Here is an 18158-nt window from a genome sequence, read left to right as displayed (position 1 = left end):
CATTCGCCCTCTATTCGGTTACACCTGCGGGAAAATCATCTCCAGAGCCTGGATCGAGCTTTCCCAGTCGGCTTTCTCAAAAATACCCTGCTGCAGATACGCCTCCAGGTGCGGCCACAGGGCAATCGCCTTGTCGAGCATCGGGTCGCTGCCTTTGGCATAGGCCCCGACGCTGACCAGATCGCGGTTGCGCTGGAAGCTGGAGAGCAGCTGCTTGAAGTTACGCACCCGGGCGTAATGCTTCTCGGTAATCAGTGCCGTCATCGCACGGCTGATCGAGGCTTCGATATCGATGGCCGGATAGTGGCCCGCTTCGGCCAGACGGCGAGACAGAACGATGTGGCCGTCGAGGATCGCACGTGCCGAGTCGGCGATCGGGTCCTGCTGGTCATCGCCTTCGGTCAGCACCGTGTAAAACGCGGTAATCGAGCCCCCGCCGCTGATGCCGTTACCCGCGCGCTCAACCAGCGCCGGTAGTTTGGCAAACACCGAGGGCGGATAACCTTTGGTGGCCGGCGGCTCGCCAATCGCCAGGGCGATCTCACGCTGGGCCATCGCGTAACGGGTCAGGGAGTCCATGATCAGCAGCACGTGCTGCCCCCGGTCGCAGAAATCTTCGGCGATGCGGGTGGCATAGGCGGCGCCCTGCATACGCAGCAGGGGAGAGACGTCTGCCGGGGCGGCAATCACCACCGAGCGGGCACGCCCTTCGGGGCCGAGGATGTTCTCGATAAAGTCTTTTACCTCACGGCCACGCTCGCCAATCAGCCCCACCACGATGACGTCGGCCTGGGTGTAGCGGGCCATCATTCCGAGCAGCACCGATTTGCCGACGCCGGAGCCGGCAAACAGGCCCATACGCTGGCCGCGACCGACGGTCAGCAGGGCGTTGATCGGACGCACGCCGGTATCCAGCACATGCTCGATCGGCGTTCGCTGTAACGGGTTGAAGGGCTGGGTTACCAGCGCCCCGGTTTCGGTAGTATCGGGCGCGGGCAGGCCATCCAGCGGCTTACCGCCGCCGTCCAGTACGCGTCCAAGCAGCGCCGGGCCGAGGGGCAACTGCTTGCCGCTGTGCAGGCCGTCGCCGGATAAATTTTTGGCGTAGACGCGCGCGCCGGGCAGGACGCCTTCGACCTCTTCCAGCGGCATCAGGAACAGGCGCTGGCCGTTAAAGCCGACCACTTCGCTCTCAACTTCGTGGATCTCGTTCCCGTCTGGCCGTTCAATAATGCAGGTGGCCCCCAGCGGCAGTTGAAGGCCGGTGGCTTCCAGCACCAGGCCGGTGGCGCGGGTCAGACGGCCATAACGACGCACGGCGGGGAGTTGCGCCATCCTGGTTTCAAAGTTGTCGAGGGTGTTGAGCCAGCGGGTGAGGCGTGCGGTCATCAGATGACTCCCGGGGCCGCCAGGCGGCACAGTTCCTGCCAGCGGGTTGCCACGCTGGCATCCAGATCCCCTTCGTCGGCGGAGACTTTACACCCGCCGTGATGCAGGGTCGGATCGCCGCGCAGACGCCAGCCGTGCAGGCTCAGGGTCGCGCCGAGCATCTCTTCCACGCGCTGCAGATCGTCCGGGTGGACGCGCAGCTGCGGTTTGCCGCTGAACAGCGGCTCCTGCTGCAACAGGCCCTGGATCTGTTTGATCAGCGACGAGTTATCCACCGGCGGCGTGTGGCCGATCACCTGACGTGCCGCCTCCAGCGCCATCTGCATCAGACGTGAGGCGATAACGCTGTCCAGCGCGTCCAGCGTGTTCTGGAACTCGCTCACCAGCTGCTGCATGCGGGCATGGATCGGCGCCTGCTGTGAGCGCGCCTGCTCCAGCCCTTGCGCCAGCCCCTGCGCCAGACCTTCCTGATAGCCCTGATCCTGACCTTTCTGCCGACCTTCGTTCAGGCCGGCCGCATAGCCCTGATCGTGGGCCTGCATCTGGATCTGCGCCAGCTGCTGCGCGCGCTGCTCCTCTTCGCTTAATTCCGGTGCATCGTCGTCCTCACCGGGTTCGTCAGGCGTCACGCTCGCTGGCACAAATTCCGCGCGAGGAGGGGAGAGGTCATCTGGCGTCCAGACCTTCCACGGCAGTTCATCAGACATAGGTATCCTCGCCGCTGCCTACCACCATCTCGCCGGTTTCTGCCAGACGACGCACAATAAGCAGGATCGCTTTCTGTTCGTTTTCCACCTGAGACAGACGCACCGGGCCACGGTTGGCAAGGTCGTCGCGCAGGATATCCGCCGCACGCTGGGACATGTTGCGCAGGAACTTCTCGCGCAGCGGCTGTTCGGCGCCTTTGAGGGCGATAAGCAGCGATTCGGAGTCCACTTCCTGCAGCAGGCGCTGGATACTGCGGTCGTCCACGTCGACCAGGTTTTCGAACAGGAACATCTCGTCGATAATTTTCTGCGCCAGTTCGCCGTCGAACTCGCGTACTGCGGTAATAACCGCCTCTTCCTGCTGGGTTTTCATCAGGTTGATAATTTCGGCAGCCGTTCTCACGCCGCCCATTTTGCTGCGCTTGAGGTTCTGGCCGTCGAGCAGGCCGTTCAGCACCTCGGTCAGTTCCGCCAGCGCCGCCGGCTGGACGCCGCCGAAGGTCGCGATACGCAGCATCACATCGTGACGCAGGCGTTCGTCGAACAGCGCCAGAATATCGGCCGCCTGGCCACGCTTGAGGTGAACCAGGATGGTGGCGATGATCTGCGGATGCTCGTCGCGAATCAGGTCGGCAGCGGTTTGCGGCTCCATAAAGTTGAGCGTTTCGATGCCGCTGGCGGTATCGCGGGTCTCGAGAATATCTTCCAGCAGGCTGGCCGCGCGCTCTTCGCCGAGCGCTTTGACCAGCACCGAACGCAGGTACTCGTTGGCGTTGACGTTGAGCGCCGCGAACTGTTCCGCTTCCTGCTCAAACTCTGCCAGCACTTCAGTCAGCTGTTTGTTGGAGATCTGACGCACGTTGGCCATCGCCGAACTGAGAACCTGCACTTCGCGCTGGGAGAGGTGCTTAAACACCTCTGCCGCCCGGTCCTCGCCAATGGTCATCAGCAGGATGACGCTTTTATCCGTTCCGGTAAGGTTACTCATTTTCTGTACTCATCCACTGGCGAATGACCAGCGCCACGACGCGCGGATCGTTATCTGACATTTCGCGAATACGCTGGCTCATCACTTCAGCACCCATGCGCTGGTTCGCGCGGCGCTGCTGCATCTGTTCGTCCTTGCTCAGACGGACTTCCACCGCTTCTTCTGTTTCCTGGCGCAGCATGGTCTGCTCTTTCAGCGCTTTTGCCTCTTCGGCACGGCGGACGATCTGCGGACGAACCGCTTTACGCCACAGCAGCCAGGCGACAATCACCACCAGCAGCCAGCGACCGGCTTCAAGCATCTGCTCGATAAACGCCTGGGTTTTCCAGAACGGCAGCTCGCCGCTGGTATCGTCAACCGCGCTGAACGGCGAGTTCACCACGTTCAGGGTATCGCCACGCTTCTCGGAGTAACCCATGGCTTCACGGGTCAGGTTTTCGATCTGTTTCATCTGCTCGGCGGTCAGCGGCAGCGGCTTACCGTCCGGCAGGGTTTTGTAGTTGACGACCACCGCCACGGAGAGACGCTGCACATCACCGGTGTTCATTTTGGTGTGACGGATGGTGCGATCGACTTCGTAGTTAGTGGTTTCGTTGCGGCTGCTGGTACGCGGGCCTGAACTGGCGGCGGACGCCGTTTGCTGCTGCTGTTGATTAGCCTGCTGGCCATTCTGACCGTTCTGCTGGTTCTGTGCCGGGGCGTTGATTGGCGCGGTGTTGGCCGGAGCAGGCTGGTTAGAGAGCGCACCCGGTACGCCGCCAGGGTTTGGCCCGCCGACCTGCAGGTTTTCATTGACCTGACGCGAGCGCATCACCGCCTGGGCGGCATCGCCGTTCGGACGATACTGCTCTTCGGTCTGCTCTTTATTGGAGAAATCGATCTGCGCGGTAACCTGGGCGTGGACGTTAGGTGTCCCGACAATCGGGCCGAGAATTGCTTCAATGCGGCTCTGAATGCGACTTTCCACGTCGGTAGCGTATTTCAGCTGCGCGTCGTTCAGATCGCGATCGCCATTATTGGATTTGGTTAACAGGCGACCCATCTGATCCACCAGGGTCACGTTGCCCGGGGGTAAACCCGCCACGGCGCTGGAGACCAGATGCACCACGGCGCTAATCTGCCCTTCATCCAGCGCGCGGCCAGGCTGCAGATTAACGGTGACCGAGGCCGACGGGGCTTTTTGTTCACGCACAAACAGCGTCGGTTTTGGCATCGCCAGGTGAACACGGGCGCTCTTCAGCGGGCCCAGGGTTTCGATGGTGCGGGCCAGTTCGCCTTCCAGCGCGCGCTGGTAGTTAACCTGCTCGCTGAACTGGCTGATACCGAATTTTTCCTGATCCAGCAGCTCAAACCCGACCGCGCCGCCTTTCGGCAGACCTTGCTGGGCGAGACGTAAGCGGAGTTCATGAACTTTATCGGCAGGGACTTCCAGCGCGCCGCCGTTATCCGCGAAGCGGTAGGGGACGTTCATCTGGGTTAACTGGGTGACGATAGCGCCGCCATCCTGGTCCGAGAGGTTGCTGAACAGGGTGCGGTAGTCAGGTTGTTTGGCCCATAAGACCATAGCGACCACGATAGCGATAGCGGCAGCACCTGCCACAATCAATGGCACTTTAGGGTTCGCGCGCAGGCGGCTCATCCATTCGAGAGATTTAGTTTGAGGGCCTGATGTTGCGGACGCAGTCATAGCGCACCTCGTGACTCATCGTGGATTTCATTATTGGTGTGGAGAAACAAAACAGACTCCCGGGTCGGCAAACACAACAAAAATTCCATAATCATGGCTGTGCCATTATTTGTTGAAACGGGAATTTCTATGCGTCAAATAACCTGGTTTTTTAACGCTATTTAGCGCCTTTATCTCATTGACAGACTGCTACTCTTGAGCGCGTAAAAATCCATCAGGGGAAAGTCATGGCAATACAGGGGATTGAAGGCGTCATCAGCCAGCTTCAGGCAACGGCGATGACCGCCCGTAATCAGAATGTGGCTGACGTGCAGTCAACCGTCAGCTTCGCAGGCCAGCTGCATGCGGCGCTGGACCGGATCAGCGACACGCAAACCGCAGCGCGCGTGCAGGGCGAAAAATTCACGATGGGCGTGCCGGGCATCGGGCTGAACGATGTGATGACCGATATGCAAAAAGCGTCGGTGTCGATGCAGATGGGCATCCAGGTGCGTAACAAGCTGATGCAGGCGTATCAGGACGTCATGAGCATGCAGGTTTAGGCCTTCTGGTGCTGGCACCACCCTCGCTTTAATGCCACACTCTTTTTTTTCTCCGTAGACGGAATCATGATGAAAAAAATAGCAATTATGGCGGGGCTGCTGGCCTTAACCGGCTGTGTGCAGGTCGACAGATATCAGGACGTGGTCAAACATCCTGTCCCGGCTGAGCTGGCGGGGTACTGGCAGTCGAAAGGGCCGCAAAGCAGCCTGGTCAGCCCGGAAGCGATCGCGACGCTGGTGGTGACGCAAGAAGGGGATACCCTGGACTGCCGTCAGTGGCAGCGGGTGGTGGCCGTGCCGGGGAAAATCATGCTGCGTTCCGACGATTTTTACAACGTCACCCGCAAGCTGGATATCTACCCGCTGGAGCGTGAAGGCTCGGCCATTGAGTATGACGGCATGATCCTGCAGCGTGTCGATCATCCGACCGTGGAGTGCGCAACTTACCTCAGCAAGAATCCGCTCGAAAGCAAGCTGCCATAGCCAAAAGCAGGCCGGGCAGCGAGCGCCGCCCGGCCTTACAGCTTATAACACCTCTTCCATCACCCACACGCTGACGCTGCCGCCGTTGCAGGTAAAGACGCCGGTGCCGGTTTCGTCGGTAGTCACCGTCTCTTCCCGGTTGCCGAGAAAATCTCTCCAGCTCTTATTGCCGTAGTTCTCTCCCAGGGTAAGGGTTTTCTCCCCCTCGTCACCGTTAGAGAGCACCACCACGCAGCCGGGATCGTCGTCGGTGCCGCTGCGGCTGAAGGCGATACAGTTGGGGTGATCGAACCACAGGGTCTGGATGCCGTGGGCAAAACGCTGACGGGCGAGGATCAGCTGATCGAGCTGCTCGATAACCGGCATGTCGATGTGGTACGTCTCGCCGTCACCGCCGGTGTCGTCATAGCTCGCGCCGTACAGGTCAGGATAAAAGACGCTGGGCACACCGTTTTCGCGCAGCAAAATCAACGCATAGGCCAGCGGCTTAAACCAGGCTTCAACCGGCGCTTCCAGCGCCTGTAATGGCTGGGTGTCATGGTTTGCAACCAGCGTCACCGCATGGAACGGGTCGGCCTCAACCAGCGTGCCGGTGAAGATCTGGCTCATGTCGTAATCCCGACCCTGCCGGGAGGCTTCGTGAAACTTCATGTGCAGCGGGGCGTCGAAGAGCATGGTTTTGCCTTCAACCTGATCGATATACTGCTGCAGTTTCTCGACGTCATGCGACCAGTATTCCGCCACGATAAACAGCGGCTTAGGTGCGACCTCCTGCACATGATCGATCCACTCTTTATAGAACCAGGCCGGAATGTGTTTTACCGCATCCAGACGGAAGCCGTCGCACTGGGTCTGCTCCATCGCCCAGCGCGCCCAGTATTTGATCTCCTCGGTCACCGCATGGTTACGAAAATCGATGTTTTCGCCCATCAGGTAGTCAAAATTCCCCATCTCGTTATCGACCTGATCGTTCCAGCCGTCGCCGGTGTAATCATTGACAATCTTAAAGACGCCATTTTCATCCGGGTTTTCGATATGGTCGATACCGCTGAAGCATTTGTAGTCCCAGATAAATTCTGAGTATTTCCCGGCGCGAACGGGGAAGGTGTAGCGGGTCCAGGCTTCGCACTCGACGATCTCGTCATCGATCTGAGTGCGATCGTCGGCGTTGACACGCTGAACGCGAATCGACTCTTTCTCATCGGCGCCCATTTTGTGGTTCACCACCACGTCCAGCAGCACCGCGATATCGTTGCGTTTCAGTGCATCGATAGCGGCCAGCAGCTGGTTTTTGTCGCCGTATTTGGTGGGAACAGATCCTTTTTGGTCGAACTCGCCAAGGTCGAAGAGATCGTAGCAGTCGTAGCCGACCGAGTAGCCGCCGGTCGCGCCTTTATAGGCCGGGGGCAGCCAGACCATGTTGATACCGATATCGTTTAAGCCATCAGCGCGCTCGGCCACTTCCGGCCAGAGTTTACTGCCTTCAGGGTAATACCAATGGAAGAACTGCAAGAGGGTGGGGTTTTTCATCTTCCGTGCTCCAGATGCCGTTTCGGCGGACATCTGGAGTATGGATCATCAAATTCATAACGGGGTGTTGTTAGTGAAATTTTCTGGATAAAGAATATTGCCTGACAGCCTGCCATAAGTGGAAGTGACCGACTGTTGTTTGCCGGTCTGGGTGATCAACTGGCGCAGCTCATCCATTCTCACTTTCAGCAATGCCTTAAGCTCAGTCTCATTCTGCAGCACTTTTTCAAGAATAAAGCGTGCCTGTTCAATCTGTGCAGGCGGGCATAACGAGATAGGGTTATGCGAGATGCCTTCGACTAACTGAACATATTCCACTTCTTTTTCAATAAGCTCATCCCATTGACCGGTATGAGCAAGGTTCAGCATGGCAATACTCAGGGCATGCAGAGCATGCCAGTTGTTGAGAGCTGAGCTAGGATTGTTCATCAAAATTATCCTGAAATAGAGGCTGCATTGGGGCCGATTTGTTTCCACGCGTCCGCAATGTTATTTAATAAGCCCTCAACCTCGACGATCGCTTCGACATCATTACGTAAGTTCGCGTGTAATAAGCGGCGAACCATATACTCGTAAAGTGCGGCGAGATTGCCCGGCAAGTCGCTGTCGACGTCCATATTCAGGCCAGCCTTTAAGCCATTGTCGATGATGTTAATGGCTTTAGACAGAGCCTCGCCTTTCTCCGGCATCTGGCCTGCCTCAAGGAACAGGCGCGCCCGGACAAGGGCGCTATGCGCCCCATCAAACAACATGACAATGAGCTGATGTGGACTGGCGTTCATTACCGCGCTTTCCACCCCTATCTGCTGATAGGACTGAACACCAGAGGTGTTGTACATATTTACTCCTGAATTTACGATGAGCTTGAGAACTGTTGAGTCAGGTAGTTGCCTGTATTTGTCATTTTCGTCACGAGTACGTTCAAACTCGTAAACTGTGTTTTATAGCGTTCCATAGTTGCCTCGATGGAGGCTTCCATGGCGTCATATCGCTTACCGAGCGTTTTGATGGTTGCGTTGATGCCATCTTTAGCATTCTGAATCACACCGGTACTGCCCGCGCTCGTACTCAGCATGGAGTCCAGTGCCTTGCTCATTTTGGTAGCGAGGCCTGTCGTTTTTCCATCACCGATAAAGTACTGCTGAACAGCGTCAGGGTTGTCGCTGAGGGCTTTTTTCAGTTTGTCGGAATCGATTTTTAAATTGCCCAGGGTGCCATCCGTCGCACGGTTAGGATCCTGAGTTATCCCCAGTTGAGCCATGATCTGCAGCGAGCCACTTTGTACTTCCGTCAACAAACCACGCAGCTGAGACTGAATACCGCGGACGTTGCCATCCCCGACCAGGGCACCATTACTTGAGGACTGGCTGTCAGCCCCAGCTTCGACAGCAACATATTTGGTGACGCTGTTGATTGTCGATTGCAGCGAGTTATATGCAGTAACCCAATCGGAAATCGCTTTTTGGTTAGCATCAGTTGCACGGGTGATGTCCAGTGATTCGTCGGCTTTACTTTCCGCTTTGAGATTGAATGTCACCCCCGGTATTGCATCGGAAATCGTGTTTGACTGACGCTCAATCGTAATATCGTTCACGACGATAGTGGCATTCTGTGCCACAGTTTGAACCTTCAACGCACCCGTTTTTGTGCTGGAATCATAGCCAATCGCAGCTTGTAATTTGTCATCATCGGTGACTTTAATCGTCATTTCACCATCTGTACCGGTTGACTTGGACGTCAGCATCAAACGGTAATCACCGTCTTTCGCTTTGATCACGCTTGCAGTCACATTGCCGTTGGCCTTATTGATGGCGCTGGCAATACCGTTTAAGGACGTATCGGAATCTGACAATTCCACTTCCAGCGGTTTTTCTGTACCCGGCTGGGTGATGGTAATCTTGCGCGTAGCACCGGTTGTGTCGCCTAACGCCTCGGTATTGCTGGTAATGGTTCCTGTCGTCAGAGACTGTGCTTTTGCAAGCTGATTGACGTTTACCGTATAAGAGCCGATAGCTGCGTCCGATGTTGTTGTCGCAGTGAATGCTGTGTTGGTGCTACTAACAGAGGTGGAGTTCCAGGTCGTCGTTTTACCCAGTGCCGCAGTGGCTGTTTGCAGACTGGTCATGGCGCTCTGCAGTTTGCCGTATGCGCTTAATTGCGCGTTATACGTCGTTTGCTGGGAAGTGATCGTCGTCAGCTTGGTTCTTTCCGCTGCTTCTAACTGATTGTACAAATCCCCGAGTCCTGCAGAACCTATCCCGAGATTACTGATAGTAGCCATGCATATTTTCCTTAAAAGACGAAAGTAGTTCAGAACTCTTTATCGGCGTCTTGGCGTAAAAGTTTACGGCCTGGAAAAAAAAATAATCTACGAATAAGCCGCCACTGAATAGGGTATATGAAGGGATTGCCGCGGGTATTGGACGCTACCAGAAAACATAAATCGCTCTTGATGGTTGGCAGGAAGCACGAAAATGGCGAGGTTCGTTTGCGTTAGGGAGGAGCTTTTCAGAAAGGGTTACAAGCGAATTTTTAATAAAATTGTATAATTATCAACACATTAAAAATTTTTAAAAATTGATTCTAAAGTCTTTTGGCGACCCGTCGATAACCTTGTTGACGGTGAGAGACGCCGTGAGTGTTAGGCACCGAAACCTAAACCCAATTTTGAAGGAAAGAAAATTATGGCAGTTATCAATACTAACCTGTTGTCCCTGACTACTCAGAACAACCTGAACAAATCTCAGTCTTCCCTGGGTACTGCAATCGAGCGTCTGTCCTCCGGTCTGCGTATCAACAGCGCTAAAGACGATGCAGCAGGTCAGGCGATTTCTAACCGCTTCACCTCTAACATCAAGGGTCTGACCCAGGCTTCCCGTAACGCCAACGACGGTATCTCCCTGGCGCAGACTGCTGAAGGTTCCCTGAACGAAATCAACAACAACTTACAGCGTATTCGTGAGCTGTCAGTTCAGGCGCAGAACGGTACTAACTCTGCTTCCGACATCGACTCCATCCAGTCTGAAGTTAACCAGCGTCTGCTGGAAATCAACCGTGTTGCTCAGCAGACTCAGTTCAACGGCAGCAAAATCCTGTCCGGTAACGCTGCTGGTACAGATATTAAAATTCAGGTTGGTGCTAACGATAACGAATCTATCGATATCAGCATTAATGCTAACTCTGAGTGGAACAAACTGGGTGCTAATAAAGTCGGTAGCGATACCGGAACTCAGGCATTTGCAACTGGCATTGGTGAAACTTATGCAACTGACACCGCAACTGCAACTGTAGATGCTGGTGGTGGCGTAACTAACACATTAACCAATACTATTACTACTGCCACTGGTACGGGTACCGTAAACCTGAGCAACGTTGGTACAGATTCACGCTCCGTAAACGTGCTGGATGGTGGTTTTGACGTTCTGTCCAGCGACGTTCTGAAAAACGTTGACGCAGCAATTAAAGCAGTTGATAACCAGCGTTCAGACCTGGGTGCGATTCAGAACCGTTTCGAATCTACCATTTCTAACCTGAGCAACACCATCACCAACCTGTCTGCTGCACAGTCCCGTATTCAGGATGCTGACTACGCGACCGAAGTATCCAACATGTCTCGCGCGCAGATCCTGCAGCAGGCTGGTACTTCTGTACTGTCTCAGGCGAACCAGGTTCCACAGGGCGTTCTGTCCCTGCTGCGTTAATATCGCTTTTTGTTTGACAAAGGTCAGCCTCAGGGCTGGCCTTTTTTATTATGTGGGGATAAGCGCGAATTAAGGGTAATAAATCCAGCTCTTCCTTTAATTGGCAAGTCATGGTCTTTGCTACTCTTCCGGCATATCAAAATAAGAGGTAAATCCATGAACAGCGTGGCCAATAAGGAAACTCCGGTTGAATTTTCGCCCTCCGGAGCTCGTCGTCTTTATAGCTCTATTGAACACATCCGCGCTGCTGCGTGGTTGTACGGTGTGGAGACAACTCGCGCTCGCCATGCCTCTGTGCTAGTTCTGGGATGTGGAAAAGGAGAAGAATTACTCGCTACATCTCTTAAATACCCATACGCTACATTTGTGGGTATCGAACTAGAAACTGAAAAACGTCAGGACGTTATGCAGAGGATGCTGGCGAATGCCGGGGACAATCTTCAGCTTTATTCAGCATCACTAGAAACATTTCTTGAAGCCGATCTTGGTAAATTCGATTTTATCATTGTGCAGGGTAGCTTCTCGTATTTATCAAATTCGCTTATTGATGCGATTTTGTTTTCCTGCCACCAGCGTTTAAGCAGTAAAGGGATCATCGCGATTGACTGGTTTTGTCAACCGGGCGCTAAGTTCGCGGAAACGATCCGCGATGCGATGCAGATCCATAGTAGTCGGGCCGACAATCACACTCAGCAAATAGATCACGCCCGCGCCATGTTGGCCTGGCTTGACCAAATGACAGTTGAAACCAGCACAACGAAAAAACTGATTACTAATACTAATGAGAAATCTCAGGAACTTTCGGATGTGCTGCTTAGCCATCACTATCTGACCAGCAGTCACACCGCTAGCTATTTAGTTGAATTCAACGAGCGAATCGAGAACAACGGGCTGACTTATGTAGGCGATCTTCGGCCTGCGACTGAACATGCCAGCTGTTTTAATGATGACATTACGCAGTCTTGGCTGGAAATCTCTGACGGCACCGGGAAGATTTTAACCCAGCAATACCTGGACATTGCGGTCAACCGTACTCGACGCTTCAGCTTATTAGTGGATGCAAGCAGAAACGGTGAAGTTCTTGAAAGCATCGACTATGGCCGTCTGATGGGGATGCATTGGGCAGGAAGCTTCCGTCGCAAAAGCAAACATATTCGCCATAGCCCTAATCTTTTGGCCGGGCATGATGGGACGCCGATTGCTACGGATGATATAACTACGCTAGCGATCCTAGATATTCTGGGTGAAGCCTGGCCGCTAAGCGTCAGCTTTGAACAGCTCGTTTTCCATACTCGTCTGCCTGATGACGACCCGCTGGAGCCAGGGGAACATTCGCACCGGGAAAAAGTCCTGACTGCGCTGATCGCTCTGTTTAAAACCAATATTGCTGGCTTACACTACCAGCGTGAGGTGGAGCCTGTCTCTGAGAAACACGAGTTAAATGTCGTGCCATCTGTTACGGCACAACTTCAGGCCCAACCTGATACTAGTAGACTTATCAATCTCTGGGGCGAAATGGTGAACGTCAGCGATGAAGAGCGCACGTTGATGAATAGCGCAAAACTAAACCATGACGAAGATAATCATCAGTTGTTTGAAGGATTGATATTCAAAGGGTTATTAACATGCTCTGTCATCGGGTGGAAGCGTTATTACCAGTTGTTGGCTAACCAAGCGGATATAACTGAGGTAGGGCGCATTGCCACTGCGCTACTGCTGTTTTCCAGTAATGAAACCGCAGGTGGATTCTATTCAAGTGAGTTTGAAAAACAAGAAAAAAAAATGACACTATCCGCGCAAACTGGTACCGAGCCGGAAGTTGACGCGGATATGATCATTGAAATTAACAAACTTATTATCAAAGGTGAGAATGCTCAGGCACGTGAACTGGTGGTAGAGAAGTTGTCGATTCTTCAAAAGTCCTTAAACGGCAACTACTATCTTGTTCGTTTTTACAAACGCGTTGCGGACTACCCTGCGGTAATTCTTGCTCTTACACGTATGCTCTCATTTAATTCCACCAGTCTGTTTATCTATTCAGAGTTGGCTATGGCGTTATACGAATACCGTATGTCATGGCAGGCGGGGCGTTTAGTTAGGGCTATCTTGCGTTGCGATAATACCAGCGGCCCTGACTGGTATCTGCTGGGCACGTTGCATAAAGAGAGTAAAACGCTGGAGCGTGCGGAATATTGTGCTCGTAAAGGAGTGGAGTTAGTTCCAACCAGCAAACAAATGGTCAGCCTGTTGGGCAGTTGCCTTTGCGAACAAGCCAAAACAGACGAAGGTATTGCATTCCTGAAGCAATCGATAAAGAACCCGTTAGTCGATTTCGGTAATATGGGCTCTTTGGCGTTTATTTTGACTCATAGTGGCAATTCAACCCTTCAGGAAATATTAGAATGTCATTTAGGTTTTGCCAATGGTGCTATGCGCTGGGCAGAACAGCAGAAATTTGCGGGTTACCAACCGGTAGATAAAGATATCAACCGCAAATTACGCATTGGCTTTGTCTCAGGCGATTTCAAAGAAAACCATCCCGTTAACTTCTTCTTTTTACCCGTCTGGGATGCGCTTGATAGAAACAAATTTGCACTCTTTGCCTATAACAGCGCGCCTGCTTATGGTCGAAATGCTGGAACAGATTATTATGAGAAAACGGCAGATGGATGGAGAGAGGTTCAGCATACCAGTAACACTGAACTAGCAGAAATGATCAAACAGGATCAGATTGATATTCTTATCGACCTCGCCGGGCATACAGCGTTTAACCGCTTGATGACGTTCGCGTTAAAACCGGCGCCTGTACAGATCTCCTGGGTGGGTTATCATGCTACCACGGGCCTGCCAACTATGGATTATTACGCGACCATTTTCCCGGTACCAAAAGATCCGGCGCTTGAGGCTCAGTTCACCGAAAAACTAATTTATCTCTCACTGCCACGCAATTTTGGCACAAAAGAAAATAGCCCTGAAATAAACGAGTTACCAGCACTGGAAAATGGTTATTTCACATTCGGCAGCTTTAACCGTCCGAATAAAGTGAATGACAGCGTGCTTGATACCTGGGCAGAGATTTTGTTGGCCGTGCCAACATCACGTATGATCGTTGCCAATATGCCAATGGTCATGTGGCCAGAACTGGAGCATAAATTTAAGATTCGTGGTATCGATAAGGATCGCATCACGCTGCGTGAAGCAACCGATATGCAATCCTACCTGAAGGCGCATAACGAGGTCGATTTGCTGCTGGATACCTTCCCGTTCACTGGCGGAACGGTAACCAGCCATGCGGCGTGGATGGGGGTGCCGACAGTATCCCTTTCAGGGGAAACGCTGGTATCACGTCAGGGGGCATCAATTATGTACTCCCTGGGTTTACCTGAATTTATTGCACACAGCAAAGAAGAATACGTTGCGAATGCAGTGGGTTGGACGCAGCGTCTGAATGAACTGTATTCGATTCGTATGAATCTGCGTAACAATATGAAAATTAAACATAATCAGAAAGAAAGTATCGCGGGTTATGTTGAACAGATGCTGCATAAGTGCTGGCAAAATTATTGTGAAGGGCGTGAGCCAGAAAGTTTCTCGGTGGGCGAAATTTATGATATTAATAAATAACGCTATTCTGTAATTTTCCTTTTAAGCAGCAAGGATAAATTTTTTATCCTTGCTGCAATAAATCCACGTTTAACTTAACTCTCAAAATAACCCCCCATTCCCCCCCCTATTCACACGATTAAAAACCCTCCAGAAACGGATAATCATGCCGATAACTCAACTAACGCAGGGCTGTTTATCGTGAATTCACTCTATACCGCTGAAGGTGTAATGGATAAACACTCGCTGTGGCAGCGTTATGTTCCGCTGGTGCGCCATGAAGCATTGCGGCTTCAGGTACGTCTGCCGGCGAGTGTGGAACTGGACGATCTGCTACAAGCGGGCGGTATCGGGTTATTGAATGCAGTCGACCGATACGACGCTCTGCAAGGAACGGCATTTACGACTTACGCAGTACAGCGTATTCGTGGTGCGATGCTGGATGAACTGCGCAGCCGGGACTGGGTGCCGCGCAGCGTCCGACGCAATGCACGCGAAGTCGCGCAGGCGATGGGGCAACTGGAGCAAGAGCTCGGACGTAACGCAACGGAAACCGAAGTTGCGGATCGTCTGGGGATCACCACTGCCGACTACCGTCAGATGTTGCTCGATACCAATAATAGCCAACTCTTCTCTTACGACGAGTGGCGCGAAGAGCATGGCGATAGCATCGAACTGGTGACGGACGATCATCAGCAGGAAAACCCGTTGCACCAGTTAATGGAAGGCAACGTTCGCCAGCGCGTGATGGAAGCCATCGAGGCATTACCGGAACGCGAACAACTGGTGCTGACCCTTTATTACCAGGAAGAGCTCAATCTCAAGGAGATTGGTGCCGTGCTGGAAGTGGGGGAGTCGCGGGTTAGCCAGCTGCATAGTCAGGCCATTAAACGCTTACGTACCAAGCTGGGTAAGTTATAGGTGATCTCTGTCACCCGTTAAGTGCCGCACAACGTATTGACAACCAGGAGTTATCATGACGGTGCAGCAATCTAAAAGACGGCCATTAAGCCGCTACCTGAAAGACTTTAAACACAGCCAGACGCATTGCGCCCATTGCCATAAATTGCTCGACCGCATCACGCTGGTCCGTCGTGGAGAGATCGTCAATAAAATTGCGATCTCCCGTCTCGATACCCTGCTGGATGAAGCCGGATGGCTGGAAGAGCAAAAAGAGTGGGTGGCGCTATGTCGTTTTTGTGGCGATCTGCACTGCAAAGAGCAGAGCGACTTTTTCGACATTATCGGCTTCAAGCAGTTCCTGTTTGAACAGACTGAGATGAGCCATGGAACGGTGCGGGAATACGTTGTCCGTCTGCGTCGCCTTGGCCAGCATCTGACCTCGCTAAATACTTCCCGCGAGCTTTTGACCGACGGCTATCTGGACGAAAATCTGGAGCCGTGGCTGCCTGCGACCAGCACCAACAACTACCGGATTGCGCTGCGCAAATATGCGCAATATAAATCGCAAATGCCGGCGACGGTGAAGCAGAAAGTCCACCGTGAAACAACTACTGATATATATTAAAAATGAATAACATGTAGCGGAGTCGTGTTTGACCTTATGGCTGAACACCCTACACTACACTCAAAATTCCAAAGATATCGGGGTATGTATGAAATTTGCACTTCTGGGTCGTCAGGCGCTGATGGGTGTAATGGCCGTTGCGCTGGTTGCGGGTATGAGCGTGAAGACCTTCGCAGCAGAAGGCCTTTTAAATAAAGTTAAAGAGCGCGGCACGCTGCTGGTTGGGCTGGAAGGAACCTATCCTCCGTTCAGCTTCCAGGGTGACGACGGAAAACTGACCGGTTTTGAAGTGGAGTTCGCCGAAGAGCTGGCAAAACACCTCGGCGTTAAAGCGTCCCTGAAGCCGACCAAATGGGACGGCATGCTGGCGTCGCTGGACTCAAAACGTATCGATGTGGTGATTAACCAGGTCACCATCTCTGACGAACGTAAGAAAAAATATGACTTCTCCACCCCGTATACCGTATCCGGTATCCAGGCGCTGGTGAAAAAAGGCAACGAAGGTTCAATTAAAACTGCCGCCGATCTGAAAGGCAAAAAAGTCGGTGTTGGTCTGGGTACTAACTACGAAGAGTGGCTGCGCCAGAACGTGCAGGGCGTTGATATTCGTACCTATGATGATGACCCGACCAAGTACCAGGATCTGCGCGTAGGCCGTATCGATGCCATTCTGGTTGACCGTCTGGCGGCGCTGGATCTGGTGAAGAAAACCAAAGATACCCTGGCCGTAGCCGGTGAGGCCTTCTCCCGTCAGGAAGCTGGCGTGGCGATCCGCAAGGACAACGAAGATCTGGTGAAAGCCGTTGATGGCGCCATTGCAGAAATGCAGAAAGACGGCAGCCTGAAGGCGCTGTCCGAAAAATGGTTCGGGGCAGACGTCACAAAGTAAGCAGTTGACTGAAAAAAAAGGCGCTTTGATAAGCGCCTTTTTTATTTCCTCGCCGTCAGCGTGCATAATTAAAAAATCAGAATAAGACAGGGTTATGGAGGTTTTCATGTCATTACAGAATCTGACGCGTTTTCCGCGCCTGGAATTTATCGGCGCGCCGACGCCACTGGAGTACTTGCCGCGCTTATCGGACTATCTCGGGCGCGACATCCTTATCAAACGTGATGACGTGACGCCCATGGCAATGGGTGGCAACAAACTGCGTAAGCTGGAGTTCCTGGCGGCGGATGCGCTGCGCGAGGGGGCCGACACGCTGATTACCGCCGGTGCCATCCAGTCGAACCACGTGCGCCAGACCGCGGCCGTAGCGGCAAAACTGGGGCTGCACTGTATCGCCCTGCTGGAAAACCCAATCGGCACGAAGGCGGAAAACTACCTCAGCAACGGCAACCGTCTGCTGCTGGACCTGTTCAACGTGCAGGTGGAGATGTGCGACGCGCTGACCGATCCTGTGGCGCAGCTGAACGAACTCGCGACCCGCGTTGAAGCCCAGGGATTTCGTCCTTATGTGATCCCGGTCGGTGGTTCGAACGCGCTGGGTGCGCTGGGATACGTCGAAAGCGCGCTGGAGATTGCCCAGCAGTGTGAAGGGGCGGTTGGCATCACCTCGGTCGTTGTGGCCTCCGGCAGTGCAGGCACCCATGCCGGGCTGGCGGTAGGGCTGGAGCAGCTCATGCCCGAGGTTGAACTGATTGGCGTCACCGTGTCACGCAGTATTGCCGATCAAAAACCGAAGGTGGTGACGCTGCAACAGGCAGTGGCGCAGCAGCTGGAGGTGAGCGCGAAGGCGGATATCATTCTGTGGGATGACTATTTTGCGCCGGGCTACGGCACGCCAAACGATGAAGGCACGGAAGCGGTCAAACTGCTGGCTCGTCTGGAAGGGATCCTGCTGGATCCGGTCTATACCGGCAAAGCCATGGCCGGCCTTATCGACGGCATCGAACAGAAGCGCTTCAAAGATGAAGGTCCGATACTGTTCATTCATACCGGCGGGGCGCCCGCTCTCTTTGCCTATCATCCTCATGTCTAAATCACAGGCAGAAAAATC

At 53.5% G+C, this 18158-nt stretch carries 16 protein-coding genes; 8 read left to right on the top strand and 8 right to left on the bottom strand.

All coding sequences use genetic code 11. The features are described 5' to 3' along the window. Window positions 1-18: 18 nt before the first annotated feature. From fliI to fliF, 4 genes are read right to left on the bottom strand one after another with little or no spacing between them, the layout of a single operon-like run. Window positions 19-1389, bottom strand: a complete 1371-nt coding sequence (gene fliI / locus NB069_RS14165) for a flagellar protein export ATPase FliI (protein WP_250584522.1) — start codon at window positions 1387-1389, stop codon at window positions 19-21. Further along, entirely contained in the window at window positions 1389-2096 is a 708-nt protein-coding gene (gene fliH / locus NB069_RS14160) for a flagellar assembly protein FliH (RefSeq protein ID WP_250584520.1), read from the bottom strand. Before fliH ends, fliI begins: the two co-directional genes overlap by 1 nt. Then, the gene (gene fliG / locus NB069_RS14155; RefSeq protein WP_156264144.1) at window positions 2089-3084 is read right to left on the bottom strand and encodes a flagellar motor switch protein FliG; all 996 of its coding nucleotides are present in this window, start codon (window positions 3082-3084) and stop codon (window positions 2089-2091) included. The genes fliH and fliG overlap by 8 nt, the downstream gene beginning before the upstream one ends. Further along, window positions 3077-4771 carry a flagellar basal-body MS-ring/collar protein FliF gene (gene fliF, locus NB069_RS14150; RefSeq protein WP_250584519.1) on the bottom strand — a complete coding sequence of 565 codons (1695 nt, stop codon included), beginning with the start codon at window positions 4769-4771 and terminating at the stop codon, window positions 3077-3079. Before fliF ends, fliG begins: the two co-directional genes overlap by 8 nt. Before the next feature lie 227 nt (window positions 4772-4998). On the opposite strand from fliF, the gene fliE reads away from it, so the two are divergent. Both fliE and yedD read left to right on the top strand, forming a co-directional pair. After that, complete coding sequence (gene fliE / locus NB069_RS14145; RefSeq protein ID WP_250584518.1) at window positions 4999-5313, top strand: flagellar hook-basal body complex protein FliE; 315 nt, start codon at window positions 4999-5001, stop codon at window positions 5311-5313. A gap of 69 nt (window positions 5314-5382) precedes the next feature. Then, window positions 5383-5796: a lipoprotein YedD gene (yedD, locus tag NB069_RS14140; RefSeq protein ID WP_250584517.1), complete on the top strand. Its 414-nt coding sequence runs from the start codon at window positions 5383-5385 to the stop codon at window positions 5794-5796. 42 nt (window positions 5797-5838) lie between these two features. Here the strand turns inward: yedD and amyA are convergent, their stop codons facing one another. The 4 genes from amyA to fliD are packed head-to-tail and all read right to left on the bottom strand — an operon-like array spanning window position 5839 to window position 9607. Continuing rightward, window positions 5839-7326: an alpha-amylase gene (amyA, locus tag NB069_RS14135; RefSeq protein WP_250584516.1), complete on the bottom strand. Its 1488-nt coding sequence runs from the start codon at window positions 7324-7326 to the stop codon at window positions 5839-5841. 54 nt (window positions 7327-7380) lie between these two features. After that, entirely contained in the window at window positions 7381-7755 is a 375-nt protein-coding gene (fliT, locus tag NB069_RS14130) for a flagella biosynthesis regulatory protein FliT (protein ID WP_250584515.1), read from the bottom strand. A gap of 5 nt (window positions 7756-7760) precedes the next feature. After that, the gene (fliS, locus tag NB069_RS14125) at window positions 7761-8165 is read right to left on the bottom strand and encodes a flagellar export chaperone FliS (RefSeq protein ID WP_250584514.1); all 405 of its coding nucleotides are present in this window, start codon (window positions 8163-8165) and stop codon (window positions 7761-7763) included. Between the two features lie 14 nt (window positions 8166-8179). Continuing rightward, entirely contained in the window at window positions 8180-9607 is a 1428-nt protein-coding gene (gene fliD / locus NB069_RS14120) for a flagellar filament capping protein FliD (protein ID WP_250584513.1), read from the bottom strand. A gap of 403 nt (window positions 9608-10010) precedes the next feature. Between fliD and NB069_RS14115 the strand changes: the two genes are divergently transcribed. From NB069_RS14115 to dcyD, 6 genes are all read left to right on the top strand, one after another. Continuing rightward, complete coding sequence (locus NB069_RS14115; protein ID WP_284677018.1) at window positions 10011-11027, top strand: flagellin; 1017 nt, start codon at window positions 10011-10013, stop codon at window positions 11025-11027. Window positions 11028-11183: 156 nt separating this feature from the next. Next, on the top strand, window positions 11184-14651 hold the full coding sequence (locus tag NB069_RS14110) for a methyltransferase regulatory domain-containing protein (RefSeq protein WP_250584511.1): 3468 nt from the start codon (window positions 11184-11186) through the stop codon (window positions 14649-14651). 180 nt (window positions 14652-14831) lie between these two features. After that, window positions 14832-15551 (top strand): RNA polymerase sigma factor FliA, encoded by a 720-nt coding sequence (fliA, locus tag NB069_RS14105; protein WP_039030897.1) that lies wholly within the window; start codon window positions 14832-14834, stop codon window positions 15549-15551. Between the two features lie 55 nt (window positions 15552-15606). Continuing rightward, the gene (fliZ, locus tag NB069_RS14100) at window positions 15607-16158 is read left to right on the top strand and encodes a flagella biosynthesis regulatory protein FliZ (protein ID WP_250584509.1); all 552 of its coding nucleotides are present in this window, start codon (window positions 15607-15609) and stop codon (window positions 16156-16158) included. Window positions 16159-16246: 88 nt separating this feature from the next. After that, window positions 16247-17047, top strand: coding sequence for a cystine ABC transporter substrate-binding protein (gene tcyJ, locus NB069_RS14095; RefSeq protein ID WP_250584507.1), 801 nt, complete (start codon window positions 16247-16249; stop codon window positions 17045-17047). Window positions 17048-17153: 106 nt separating this feature from the next. Continuing rightward, window positions 17154-18140 (top strand): D-cysteine desulfhydrase, encoded by a 987-nt coding sequence (gene dcyD / locus NB069_RS14090; RefSeq protein ID WP_250584505.1) that lies wholly within the window; start codon window positions 17154-17156, stop codon window positions 18138-18140. The last annotated feature ends 18 nt before the right edge of the window (window positions 18141-18158 follow it).

The sequence above is a fragment of the Leclercia adecarboxylata genome (assembly GCF_023639785.1).
GTDB classification, from domain to species: domain Bacteria; phylum Pseudomonadota; class Gammaproteobacteria; order Enterobacterales; family Enterobacteriaceae; genus Enterobacter; species Enterobacter adecarboxylatus_D.
This window is presented reverse-complemented; position numbering and strand designations above follow the sequence as displayed.